7 protein-coding genes are annotated in these 13,405 nt (G+C 62.2%); 5 read left to right on the forward strand and 2 right to left on the reverse strand.

Going from position 1 to position 13,405, the window contains the following annotated elements; all coding sequences use genetic code 11:
• Positions 1–2,073: a glycoside hydrolase family 3 protein gene (locus QPK29_RS28680; protein ID WP_371771862.1), complete on the forward strand. Its 2,073-nt coding sequence runs from the start codon at positions 1–3 to the stop codon at positions 2,071–2,073.
• Positions 2,019–2,255 carry a fibronectin type III-like domain-contianing protein gene (locus QPK29_RS28685; RefSeq protein ID WP_371771863.1) on the forward strand — a complete coding sequence of 79 codons (237 nt, stop codon included), beginning with the start codon at positions 2,019–2,021 and terminating at the stop codon, positions 2,253–2,255. The genes QPK29_RS28680 and QPK29_RS28685 overlap by 55 nt, the downstream gene beginning before the upstream one ends.
• Before the next feature lie 408 nt (positions 2,256–2,663).
• Here QPK29_RS28685 and QPK29_RS28690 read toward each other — a convergent pair whose 3' ends face one another.
• Both QPK29_RS28690 and QPK29_RS28695 read right to left on the reverse strand, forming a co-directional pair.
• On the reverse strand, positions 2,664–4,883 hold the full coding sequence (locus QPK29_RS28690) for a beta-glucosidase family protein (RefSeq protein WP_371771864.1): 2,220 nt from the start codon (positions 4,881–4,883) through the stop codon (positions 2,664–2,666).
• Positions 4,880–7,711: a glycosyl hydrolase gene (locus tag QPK29_RS28695; protein ID WP_400189879.1), complete on the reverse strand. Its 2,832-nt coding sequence runs from the start codon at positions 7,709–7,711 to the stop codon at positions 4,880–4,882. The genes QPK29_RS28690 and QPK29_RS28695 overlap by 4 nt, the downstream gene beginning before the upstream one ends.
• A 396-nt stretch (positions 7,712–8,107) precedes the next feature.
• On the opposite strand from QPK29_RS28695, the gene QPK29_RS28700 reads away from it, so the two are divergent.
• The 3 genes from QPK29_RS28700 to QPK29_RS28710 all read left to right on the forward strand — a co-directional run bounded on the left by QPK29_RS28700 (position 8,108) and on the right by QPK29_RS28710 (position 13,400).
• Entirely contained in the window at positions 8,108–8,452 is a 345-nt protein-coding gene (locus QPK29_RS28700; protein ID WP_371771866.1) for a hypothetical protein, read from the forward strand.
• 143 nt (positions 8,453–8,595) lie between these two features.
• On the forward strand, positions 8,596–10,941 hold the full coding sequence (locus QPK29_RS28705) for a TonB-dependent receptor (protein ID WP_371771867.1): 2,346 nt from the start codon (positions 8,596–8,598) through the stop codon (positions 10,939–10,941).
• Positions 10,942–11,015: 74 nt separating this feature from the next.
• Positions 11,016–13,400 (forward strand): family 78 glycoside hydrolase catalytic domain, encoded by a 2,385-nt coding sequence (locus QPK29_RS28710; RefSeq protein ID WP_371771868.1) that lies wholly within the window; start codon positions 11,016–11,018, stop codon positions 13,398–13,400.
• The last annotated feature ends 5 nt before the right edge of the window (positions 13,401–13,405 follow it).

Genomic DNA, 13,405 nt, shown 5'->3' on the forward strand with positions numbered 1-13,405 from the left:
ATGAAATTTCAGCGTCAGAACAACCCGAACAAGTACAAACGGACAGGCCGGAACAAGATCTGCAGTGCCGTCGCATTGAGCCTTGCTTCGCTTGGACCCAACGTATCGAAAGCACAAGAGACACTTTATGCTCAAGATAGTGTCCAATCCGCCAGGCAGGAGGCCGTTACCACCGGGGAATGGTCAAATCCGAATCTGTCGCCCGACGCTCGCGCCGCCGCCGCTCTGGCAGCGATGACCCATGAAGAGAAGATTCAAATTATCAACGCAAATCCTATTGGCGTACCTCGACTTGGCATCCAGGCGGTAAAGGAAACCGACGCAAGTTTGGGTATTTCAAACATCGGGAATTTGCGCAAGGGCTTTGTTGCCACGGCGCTGCCTGCTTCGTTGCTCTTGGGCTCATCCTGGGATACCTCGTTGGCTTTCAGATCTGGTGAAATGGTCGGATCGGAAGCGCGTTCGAACGGGTTTGGCATTCTCCTGGGCGGAGGAGCGAATCTGATTCGCGATCCACGCGCCGGTCGAAACTTCGAGTATATCAGTGAAGACCCATTGCTGACGGGTGTTCTCGCAGGCCATTCCATCGCCGGCGTTCAGAGCAACAAAATTATATCGACCCTGAAGCACTTTGCCTTGAATAATCAGGAAACAGGAAGGGCAGTGTACTCGGTCGATATGGATGAAAAGGAAATGCGTGAAACCGAGCTCCTTGGGTTCCAGATCGCGAACGAGATCGGAAATCCAGGCTCGGTCATGTGCTCGTACAATCGTGTCAACGACGTCTACACCTGCGAGAACAGTTTCCTGCTTAACGATGTTTTGAGGCACGAATGGAATTACAAAGGTTTTGTGATGTCCGACTGGGGGGCGGTCCATTCCGTTGAGTCCCTTGTCCGCGGCTTGGACCAGAAATCTGGCGGAAATATCGACACTAAACAGTTCTTTAGTAAAGAATTGGAGCCTAAACTAAAAGACGGGAGTATTCCATACAAAGCCGTGGACTTGGCAGTCACCAGAATTTTAAGGTCGCTCTTCGCCAGCGGAGTCGTAGACAATCCGCCGCTGGCGGGGTCTCGGATTGATTATGGTTCGCACGAGAAGATTGCTCAAGCAGAGGCTGAAGGCGGGATCGTTCTGCTGCAGAACGAAAATAACTTCTTACCTATTACATTCTCCCCGAAGCGAATCGCTGTTATTGGTGGACATGCACGAGAGGGTGTCCTTTCTGGAGGAGGCTCATCGCAGGTCGTCCCGGTAGGTGGGTTTGCACTCGAAATCCCCCATAAAGGGCCCATTAAACGCAGCTATGGCGGTCTCGCACCGCTCAAGGCATTGCTGGATACCTTTCCCAAGAGCCAGGTGGATTATGCGGATGGAAAGGACATTGCCGCAGCAGTTGCCTTGTCTCGCAGCGCAGATGTTGTCGTCATATTTGCCGAAAAGTGGTCAAACGAATCGGATGACAGCGCTGACATGTCCCTCGGTGGCGGCCAAGACGAGCTCATCAGTGCTGTTGCAGAAGAAAACAAGAACACGTTGGTTGTACTCGAGACCGGTAATCCGGTACTGATGCCATGGGCTTCGAAGGTGAAATCTATCCTGGCGGCATGGTATCCGGGCCAGCGAGGGGCCGTCGCCATCGCAAGAATTATTTCCGGCGATGTGAATCCCTCGGGACATCTTCCGGTCACTTGGCCGCTCGGAATCGACCAGCTGCCGCTGCCGACTTTACCCGGATCCGATGTGCCACGTGCAAATATGGAGGTCCGCAAGGCTTTCGGTTATCAGGCAGATCGTATGCCGTTCCGATTTCGCTATCCTGAGGGATCTGACATAGGTTATCGCTGGTTTGAACGCAACAACAAGAAGCCGATATACCCGTTCGGTTTTGGTCGGAGCTATTCGTCGTTTCGCTATGATAAATTCTCGGTTTCTAACGCGAAAAACGGCGTGACGTTACGCTTTCGCGTCAAAATACTGGCCAGCGTGATGGCGCCGACGTACCACAGGTATATATGTCACGTCCAGGTACAACGCGACGTCTTGTTGGCTGGAGCAAACCGTTTTTAAAAGCTGGAGAATCTACAATCGTCGAGGTCAAGGCAGAGCTTCGCACCATCGCCGATTTTTCTGTGGCGCAAAAGAAATGGATTGTGCCGAAGGCTAGATATACGATTGAATTGGCACATGATGTTGCAACGCCAGTTTCAAAAATCGATATTGAAATTTCACGCCAAGAAATTTTTCCATAAAATTGGCCCATGTACGGCGCGCCCCACGAATGGGGCGTCGTCGTTGCAAAGCGGGAAGTAAGAGTGTGCCTTGCGCGGCAACACATGCGAGTACAGGTCGAGGAATTGCGGTACGGCCACGCAGGTTGCGGCAAAGCCCGCAGTCTTTCTCAGCGATCGAGGATCGGCCAACGGCTGATCGGCGTATTAGTTGATCCTCAATCGACGGACGGATCGCCATTCGTGCACGAGCCGCTTTCGTCCGTTGGCAACGCAACGGAGGAACGATAACACGATGATGGTGTGCGCATCGTGTTGCAAGAGTGTCAGGCTCGTGCTGGATCCGTGAATCGAGTCAGACCTGCACGCGACGCCGGATTCGGACGTGGCCGTCACGACGAGCCGGCTCGCCGTGACGGAGGAACAGCGTTACGGCGTCATTTCACGCGGTTTCAGGCGCAGGTCGACGGTGAGGACAGGATCGCTGGCTGAACGCGCGATCGCGAGTTTGTAGGTGCCCCCGGCGATCGTCCATTTCTGCGCCGCGCTGTCGAAGTTCGCGAGGATCCTCGGTTCCAGCTTCACCTTCACGACTTGCGACTCGCCCGGCTTGAGCGTCACGCGTCCCCAGCCGGCCAGGCGCGACACGAGCTTGCCGTCCCGGCCGGGTACCACCGCGTAGACCTGTGGCACATCGGTCCCGGTCCTGCGTCCCGTGTTCTTGACCTTGAGCGACACGGTCAAGCCATCGTCCCCTTGCAGTGTGGGTTTTTCATACTTGAACGTGGTGTAGGAAAGGCCGAAACCGAACGGGAACAGAGGCTTGGCCTGCGTGCGTTGGAACCAACGGTAGCCGACGTCCGATCCTTCGATATCGTAATCGACGTCGAACTCCTTGAGGCCCGACAGCAGGCCGTACGTCACTTCACCCTTGGCGTTGGTCTTGGCGGCCATGCCGGGCACAGTGGGGCGCGGCAGCTGCGTTTCGCTTTGCGGGAACGTCAGCGGCAGGCGGCCCGACGCGTCGGCGTCGCCCGCCAGCACGTTGACGATCGCCTTGCCACCGGCCGACCCCGGATACCATGCTTCCAGGATGCCCGCTGCCTTGTCCTTCCAGGGCATCAGTACCGGGCCGCCCGTTTCGAGGATGACGACCGTGCGGCGGTTGGCCGTGGCGACGGCGTCGATCAGCGCGTCCTGCTTGCCCGGCAGGCTCAGGTTCGGCACGTCTTCGGATTCCGTCGACCACTGGTCGGCGAACACGAGGACGAGGTCCGCATCCTTTGCCCGTTTCACGGCGGCGTCGATGTCATCGCCGCTGTCGAAGACGATCGTCGCTTTCGGAAAACGCTGGGACAGCGCCTTCAGTGGCGACGACGGCAGGTAGGTGATGCGCGAAAATGCGGCCGACATCCCGGTTGGCTTGAGTTCGAGAGCGGGCCCACCTACCGGGTATACCTGCGACGATCCGCCGCCGGAGAGCACGCCGACGTCGGCGTGGGCGCCGATGACGGCGATACGTTTTACCTGCGCCGTGACCGGCAACACGTTGCCGTCGTTTTTCAGGAGTACGATGCCGGCGGTCGCGGCGCGTTCGCTGGTCGCGGCATTCGCTGCATAATCGATGGCCTGGCCCGGTACGGCGGGGTGATCGAGCAAGCCCGTTGCGACGAGGCTGCGGACAATGCGGTAGCTCATGTCGCGGATGCGTTCGGGGGACACTTCACCGTTCTCCACCGCGGTCTTCAGCAAGGCGCCGAAAAACGGCTTGCGGTCGAGTACGTAACCGGACTGGTGGTCGAGTCCCGCCAGGGCGGCAGCGCTCGTGCTGTGCACGGCGCCCCAGTCGGACTGCACCCAGCCCGGATACTTCCAGTCGCCTTTCAACACGCGGTTGAGCAGAAAATCGTTTTCGCAGGCATACACATCGTTGACGCGATTGTAGGCGCACATCACCGCGGCGGGTTGCCCGGTCTCGATGGCGATCTCGAACGCCAGCAGATCCGACTCACGCATCGCCGCTTCGCCGATTTTCGAATTGAGGACGTTGCGTCCGGTCTCCTGATCGTTCACGGCAAAATGCTTGACCGTGGACAGGATCCGGTTGCTCTGCACACCGGCGATGGCGTGGCCGACCATCACACCGGACAGCAAGGGATCTTCGCCCGCGTACTCGAAGTTGCGGCCATTGCGGCCATCGCGCACCAGATTGACGCCGCCGGCGAGCAGGATATTGAAGCCTTTCGCGCGCGCTTCTGAGCCGATCATCGCGCCCCCCTGGAACGCCAGTTGCGGATCCCAGCTGGCCGCCGTCGACAGGCCGGACGGCAGGGCCGTCGCTTCCTCGCCGGGGCGGATATGCATGGGACTGGCGACACCGAGGCCGGCATCCGCTTCGCGCAGCGACGGCAGGCCGACCCGCTCGACGCCGGCAATATAGCCTGCACCCTTTTGCCCGTCGGCGGGCAGCGTCTTGCGCTGCAGCGTCGGGAACATGCCCATAAGCAGGCTGAGCTGCTCATCCCTGGACATCTGCGACACGATCGACGCGGCGCGCGCGTCGACGTCCTGGGGCGGCGTTTGCGCTGTCGATGCCTGGGCCACGAGCAGCAGGGCGCCGGCGAGGAGGGGTTGTTTGCGGAGTTTCATGCGGCTGCCTTCTGTTGTTCGAGTAGGAGTTTGACGGGGCCAAGAAGGCCGGCCGGTTTTGGTTTGAGGTTTTTCAGTCCGGGTAGTTTGGGATCGATCATCGCGTTGTTCGGACTGTTCGACACCGTGATCGTCAGACGCCGGGCGCCAGCGCGCAGATGCTTCGTCAGGTCGGTGTCGAACGGCCGCGCGATCAGTGTGTCGACCAGCCTGCCGTCGACGGCGACCGCCGCCATGTCGTGGACCGCTCCCAGGTCGAGGCGGATACGGTAGCCGTCCCGCAGCCAGTTGTCCGGCAGCGTCAACTCGGTGGTATAGGACGCCTGGCCGGAAAAGTCGGCGAGCCCGTCGAGCGTGCCCAGGTTTTCGAGCCCGTTCAGGCTCAGCTCGCGCTCGATCTTGCGTCCCTTTGCGCCATGCCCCACGGCGCCGAGCCGCCAGTTGCGCTGGCCGAGATCGAGCGTATCGACGGTCGTCCATCTCGGCGCCGGCGGAAGGCGCCGGGCCGCGAACACGACGAACGCTCCACCGCCGGGGCCGATATCGACGCTCACCTCCTGCCGACCGTCGACGTGCGTCGTCTTCAGGCCGGTCCGGCTGCCGTCGAACGCGTTCCACGATTCCGGATGGCCCGGCGCCTTCGACACGAAGCGCACGGTGACTGCCTCGTCCTTGGGATTGTGGAAGAAGTAGGCGCTGCGTCCGTCGAGCGACTTTTCCACGAATATGCAGGGTTCGCTGGTGAAGGTCAGGTTCGGCGCGACGCCAGCCTGGCGGAGCGCGGCCGGCATCGTGTCGGCGTCGGCGGTGCGCGCGCCGTGGTCGAGTGTTTCCTGGATGGCCTGGCGCACGAGCCGGTCGCGCGTCTCCTGCTCGAAATAGCCTTCGTCGCGTAAGGGCGGCCGATCCGCGTAGAACACCGGCAGGCCTTGTTTCGCCAGACGGGCCACCTGCGCCGCGGTGGAGGCACGCAGAGAGACGCGGGGCGGCAGGATGAGCGCGCGATAGCGCGCGCCGCCGGGCGCCACGAGCATACCCCGCTCAATGCGTCCTTTCCCGATGCAGTCGTCATTGATCCGGTCGTAGTCGTAGCCGCCGCGCAGCAACTCATGCAACAAGGTGTGCGTGGCCTTCGGTTCGATGTCGTGGTAATACCCGATCTCGCCCAGGTAGACCGCGACCGACACCACGTTGCGGCCGCGCTGCAGGAGTGCCTGGAGGCGCGCGATGTAGCCGTTGAGCTTGCCCATGGCGGCCCAGAGCGGGTTCGCCTCGTTGATCATGCTGCTGAACCCTTCCAGGAACGGACTGGGCGCGAACGGATACCAGCCGGGCCAGGCGTCCCGGTGCAGGGCATACGGAAAGCCGTGCATCACGATGGCGTTGACGCCGCTGGCAAGCAGCAGATTGACGCGCGCGTGCCATTCGCCGGGTGTGACGTCGAACGACCGCTTGGGCCAGCACAGGCTTTCGCAACCGACGAGTTTTTTGCCGTACAGGTCGGCGGCCGCGCGCGCGAGCCGCATGAAATGGGTGTCGCCTGCGGATTCCAGATCTTCCGTCTCCGGAATGTCGCCCAGGCCGTACGACTGCAGCAGGTCGCCGGGACCGCCATGGGCCTGCACGCGCGCCGACAAGCCGTGGCGATGGTTCCATTCGGCGAACGGCTTCCAGAAGTTTTCGATCAACAGTTCCGAAATGGTCAGGCGATAGTCAGCCCGGATCCGGTCACCGACTTCGCCGGCGTCGAAGTACGGTGCCGATGCGTGGGGATTCCAGGACTCCATCCATCCCGGTTGCAGCAGATGGGGGAAGTGCGGCGTCAGATCGTAGCCGCGGCGGGCCTTGAACTCGACGACGAGGTCCTCGGACCAATATATGTCCGGCATGAGCTCGAGGCTGTCGATGAAGGTCCCGCGCAGCGCCTTCGTCCTGGCGCCGTCCGCCACCATCGGGTCGCCGACGCGCCGGGCGTGCGCGTCGAACGCGGCGCGCCTGAAGTGGTCCAGCACCAGCTGCGGGCCCTCGCCGACGCCGGCCATGACACCGCTATCGACGACAAACTGCTTGAACACGACGATCTGCCAGTCGCCCGCGCTGGGCGGCACCCAGTCCAGCATCCCGTCGGCGCCCAGCCGGTCGGTGAGCACGACGGTGGTTTCGGGCTCCATGGTGCCGCTGGACTTGACGATGGCCGAGCGGTAGTTCTTGTTTTTCTCCAGTACCGGCGCGTTGCCCTTGAAGGCGACGACGGCCACCACTTTTTGCCGGGCCTCGATGCGGGCCCGCCAGTCTGCGGCACGCGGATCCTTCGTGCGGGCGTCGAGCGCCGACATGGCGCCGAACTTGCGGGTGTTCGGAGGCACGTTGAGTCGAATGGGGCCGGTCACGGGTGCGCGCACGCTCGTGACCGCCGGGGTCAGCTCGAGTAACGCGAGCTCGGGCGTGATGGCGAATCCGCCGCCCGACGGCCATGCGGAGCCGAACGTCACGTCGATTTGCAGGTTCTGTTCCTGCGCGGCGTCGGTGCAGGTTTTCAAATGCGCGAAATAAGTGGAATTCGCGTAGTCGTTGATCTGGAGGCGCTCGGCTTTCGTGAGGTTCGGAATCGCCGGATTGAATGCCTGGATCTCCGCGCCGCCGAAACCAGTCTGGCGCAGTACCTGGATTTCCCGGCGCAGTTCCCCGTCCTCCACCACGCCGCCAGGCCACCACCAGCGCGCCCACGGTCTGGCCTGGTCGGGCGGATTGTCGAATACCTGCTGAAGCGTACCGGCGGTATTCGTGGCGCTCGCGGGCAGCGCCACGAAGCCTGCAACCGCTGGCATCGATGCGAGAAAGTCTCTCCGGGTTAAAGGCATCCTGCGTGTCTCCTGATTAATCTTGTTATCGAATTACCGGTGCGGTAGCGCTGCCATCGCGTCGTTTTCAATCGCAATGAGCCTAAATAAAGGAAATACCAGTGTCAATCAATCACCAATCAACCTTTTGCAAACTTTGATTGACCATGTCGCCGGATGAACACGAAACGCTGCAAAAACATGATTATTTCGCGTCCAGGCTGACTGCTTGGCTTTCACCTGATTGACACCGCTCAGCCGGTGATTTCTACTTAAATCGTGGTTACACAGACGCAGCGTGCAGTGATGCCAGTTCTTCGGCAATTTGCAGGCACACGAATACAGAATATTTTGAAATTGGAGACAGCTATGCAACACAAAAAATTGAGCGCAATCGTCGCGGTTCTGGTTGGCTTGTCGTTCGGCCAGGCCTTCGCGCAACAACAAGCGCCCGCCAACCTGCCGGCCGCGGCGTCCGGTCAGGCGCAAGTCAAATGGTCTACCGATTCGTTCGTGGGCGATCTGCTGGACTATGCGCCCGCGAAAGCGATCCTCGTCAAGCACATGCCCGAGATCGCCAAGGACGATCAGATCGAGCAGGCGCGCGGCATGACCTTCCGTTCGCTCCAGCAGTTCGCGCCGGACGCCATTACCGATGCGCTGCTTGCCGCGATCGACGCCGATCTCGCGAAACTGCCGCCTCAGCAGGCCACCGCTACGAAGCCGTAAGCGCCTCTAGGCGCCGCCAATGCGCGGCGCCATCCGACCAGGCAACGGCATGCGCGCGTTGCCGAACAATACAAAAAATCGATCGATCGCATCGGGCGAGGATGCTTTGCGTCGATACGGTGCCTAACTGGAGACCGAGCCACATGAAAGTGTATTCCCGCAGCACTTACCACCCCACCATCAAACTGTCTTTATGCGCGGCGGCACTTGCCGTCGCCTTTCCCGCGGCCGCGCAGGAGATCCCCGTCAAGCCGGGCGAAATCCAGGAGGTCGTGATCACCGCGTCGAAGCGCAAGGAGAGCATTCAGACGGTCGCGATGTCGGTCGATGCACTGACCGCTGAATCGCTGCAGAAACTGAACGTGCAGCAGTTCGCCGACGTCGAAAAACTCAGCCCGGGCATGCAGCTGGATTCCGCCGACGGACGCGGCCAGAGCGTCGCCTTGCGCGGCGTGACGTTCAATCCGGACACGGGCGCAAGTCCGACCGTGCAGATCTACTGGAACGAAACGCCGATCTCCACGTCGGACGCGTTTCGCAGCCTGTTCGATATCGGCCGCATCGAAGTCCTGCGGGGGCCGCAGGGGACGTTGCGCGGACAGACGTCGCCTGCCGGCGCGATTACCGTGGCGACGCGCGTGCCGAGTCTCACCGGCGTCGAAGGTACCATCAACCAGACGTGGGGCTCCCATAGCCTGTGGAATACCCAGGCCGCGGTCAACGTCCCTCTCATCGAGGGCAAACTGGCCATGCGCGTCGCGGGTGTCTACAACCGCAGCGAGAGCGACGTGCACAACGTCTCCAACGGGCGCGACAACAACGACCGGGCGCGCGGCGGGCGCGTGTCCCTGCTGTACCAGCCGACCCGAGACCTGGAAATCCTGCTCGTGCATCAGCAACTCACCGACAAGGCCGTCAACTATCCGGTCAACGTGGGTGCGCCGGTAGCGGGGCAGGGAAGCGGCCCGAGTCTGACCGCCGGCGATCGCACCTCCGTAATTGAGGGCAATTACGACTTCTATAACCGCGCCAGGCTGACGTCGCTGAACGTCACCTGGAATCTCGGAGCGCACAAGCTGAGCTATATCGGCGGTTTCCAGCAGAGTGTCGACCGCTCGGTCCGCGATCTCGATCTGACCAACGTCGTCACCGGCTTCAACGACGAGCAGTCGGTGAATGTCGAAGGCATGCAACGTACGCATGAGCTGCGTTTCGAGTCGGTCAACAATCCGTTCTGGAATTACATGGTGGGCGCGTACTACTCGAAAAATACTTTCGAATCGCGCTTCGCGCAGCCATTCGCCTATTTCTATCCGGCGCCTTATGCGCCGCCGATGACGGTGACCATCGAAGGCTACAGCGCTCCGGGCTCCTATGCCAAGGGCTCGGCGATTTTCACGAATCACCGTTTCGCGCTGACGCCGGTCGACACGTTCGAATTCGGTACGCGGCTGCAGAAAAACCAGTCGTATTCCCAGCAATACCTGAGCGTGTTCGGAAACGTGGCGCCCGGGCTTACGGAAGACCTGGCAAAACGCGATAACAAACGCTGGACCAGTTCCGCCAGCTACAAGCACGAATTCAGGAAAGGCCTGATGGGCTACGCGAGCTATGCCGGCGGCTATCGCCCGGGCGGTGCGGCCAGCTTCGTGACGGCACCCGGACTCGATCCGAACTACATCGTATTCAAGCCCGAGAAGACCAATTCGTTCGAGCTCGGCGTGAAGTCGTCCTGGCTGGACCGCAAGCTTACGTTGAACGCCGACGTGTTCCAGCAGAAGATCAAGGATTACATCGGACGCGCGAACGCGATCAATGTGCGGACCGCCGCCAAGGCCGGCGAGCCGGCGGGTCCGGGGCCGGGCGGCACGTATCCTGGCGACGCCGGCACGGGCGCGATCAACCTGAACACCAATGGCGACGTCGTGGCCCGCGGTATCGAAACGACCGCGATCTGGAGCATCCAGCCGAACTGGCGCGCCCAGCTGTCGATGAGCTATGTCGACGCGCATTACGACAATGCCATGCTGTACTGTAACGACAGCAACAACGACGGCATCCCGGACAATGGCGGCGCGTTCGTGCAGCCCGGGCGCCAGATTTCCGTGTGCAAGAGCAGCCGTCCGCTCGCGGATGCGAATGGCAACGAGGCAGGCAAGTTCAGCATGTCGCTGCAGTCGGAGTACTCGCGTGACCTGGGCAAGGTGGAAGGGTTCGTGCGCGGCCTCGTGCGCCATGCCTCGCCGGGTTACAACGAGATGCTGAACCACCGGATCGCCTCGTTCACGCCGGTCGACCTGTTCGTCGGTGTGCGTGACCCGAACCAGCGCTGGGAACTCAGCGTATGGAGCCAGAACCTGTTCGACCGCTCCGTGGACCGGGGCATGTCCAAGGTGTTCCTGGGTGCACTCGCCGGCGGATATTACCGGATCGCGACGCCTGAACAACGCAAGGTCGGTGTGACGCTGCGCTACGACTTCGACAACTGAGTGATTTCCGGCACGACGGCCTGCGGCAGCACGGATGCCGCGGGCCGTCGTTTATGCTTATCTTAGGAAAGCGAATGAAGATTTCCCCCATGTTCTTTTCGCGCACGACGATTCGCCTGAGGCATTGGATCTCCGGCAGCCTGGTCGTGTTGATGGCGGCCCACGTGCACGCGGCCGCCGTCGAGCCGGTATGGATCACGCATCCCGACGCCAAGGAGGTGCCGGTCGTCCTGCACCTGCGCCAGGCGCTCCAGCTGGACGCGCCGCCTCCGTCGCTCTGGGTCGACGTGAGCGCGGACAACCGGTTCATCCTGTACGTCAACGGCAAGCGCGTCGCCAGCGGTCCCGCCACCAGCGACCTGGCGCACTGGCGCTACAAGCGCACCGATATCGGCCCGTACCTGCATGCGGGCGCAAACGATATCGCCGCGGTCGTGTGGAATTTTTCGAGGCCATCCGGTCCGATGTCGCAGATCAGCGCCCGCACCGGCTTTTATTTCAAGGCCGAGGACGCGGCGTTTGCGTCATTGAACAGCGGCCCGGGCTGGCGCGTCAAGCTGGACAGCGGGCACAAGTCGCAGTCCGGCATGGCCGTGATCAGCAGGCAGGTCAAGAAGGTGTACTACGTGGCAGCCGCGCCCGAAACGATCGATGCCGCGACGGCCGAGTGGAACTGGGCGACGGGGCCGCTGCAGGGCGAGTGGCGCACGGCCGTCGCCGCCGTCGACGCAGGGCAACCGGTGCCGTGGCGCCTGGGTGCGGACCCCTTGCCCGACATGACCTATCAACAAGCCGACAGCGGCAAGGCGGTCAGGACGAACCTGCCGGGCGCGCTTGCCTTTCCCGCGCAACCGGTCAGCGTCCCCGCGCATACCCGGGCCAGGATCCTGATCGACCAGGGAACGATGATCGCCGGCTATCCCGCGTTGTCGGTTGCCGGCGGCAAGGGCGCGACGATCAGGATGACGTACTCGGAAGCGCTGTACGATGCCCAGGGCAAGAAGGGGCAGCGCGACGAGGTCGGCGACCGCATGGCCAAAGGACTGTTCGATACGTTGACCGCCGACGGCGAGGCCCGTACGTTCGAGCCGTTGTCGTGGCGTGTCTGGCGCTTCGTCGAACTGGACGTGGAAACCCAGGCATCGCCGCTGGTGCTGCAGGGGTTTGCCGTGCATGAGACGGGCTATCCGTTCCAGCAGCGCGCCCGCTTTGTCTCGAGCGACCCGGTCCTCAACCGGATATGGGACGTCGGCTGGCGGACCGCGCGCATCGACGCCCACGAGACCTACATGGACTCGGCCTACTGGGAGCGGTTGCAATATGTCGGCGATACGCGCCTGCAGGCGCTGATCTCTTACGCCGTGACGAACGACGATCGGCTCGCGGCCAATGCCATCGACGCATTCGGCTGGTCCGACAAGAACGGCGGCCTGACCGAAGGCGCGTATCCGAGTCGCGGCACCAACGTCATCGCGCCGTTCTCGCTGCTGTGGATTGCGATGATGGACGACTACTACCAGCGGCGACCGGATCGCGCGGTCGTGGTGCGGAACCTGCCGCGCGCGCGCAAGGTGCTGGCCTGGTACGGGCAATACCTCAATCCATCCAATCTGCTGAAGAGGAATCCGACATGGAATTTCGTGGACTGGGTCGGGCAACCGTCGACCGACCGCGATATTTTCCCCAGCTTCGACGCCAATGGCGAATCGTGCCTGACGACGCTGTTCTATCTCGGCGCGCTGCAACAGATGGCGCGCATGGAGCAGGCCGTCGGCGACGCTGGCGCGGGCAGGGAAGACGCGGCGCGGGCCGAGGCGATCACGGATGCGCTGCGCTCGAAGTGCTGGAGTGCCTCGCGCGGCCTGTTTGCGGATGATCCTTCCCTGACCAGGTTTTCGCAGCACAGCAATGCGCTGGCGATCCTGTACGGCGTCGCGACGCCGCAGGAAGCGCGGTCCATCCTGCCGCGCATTACGACCGCAAGCGGCATCGGGGCGCCCGAAGGCATCACGCCGACCAGCTATTATTTTTCCTGGTATCTCGCGCAGGCGAGTGTCAAGGCGGGACGTGCCGACAGCTACATGCAGTTCCTGCAGACCTGGCGTGACTTGCTGCGCCTCGGCTTTACCACGTGGCCCGAGGAGCCGGGCGACACGCGCTCGGACACGCATGCATGGAGCGCCCATCCCACGGCCGACCTGCTGGAGATCGTCGCGGGCGTGGCCCCGGCGGCGCCCGGCTACGCACGCGCCAGGATCGCGCCCCAGCTTGGCGACCTGACGTCGCTGGACGCCGTCGTGCCGACGCCCGCCGGGCCGGTCTCGGTGTCGTACCGCGTCGCGGGCGGCAAGCTCTTCGCGACCATCGACAGGCCCGCGGCGTTGCCCGCCGTGTTCTCCTGGCGCGGCCGGGACTATCCACTCAAGCGGCCACGCACGACGTTACGGCTGAACTGGTAATCCAG

This window comes from Massilia orientalis (genome assembly GCF_030411975.2).
Taxonomy (GTDB): Bacteria; Pseudomonadota; Gammaproteobacteria; order Burkholderiales; family Burkholderiaceae_D; genus Telluria; species Telluria orientalis.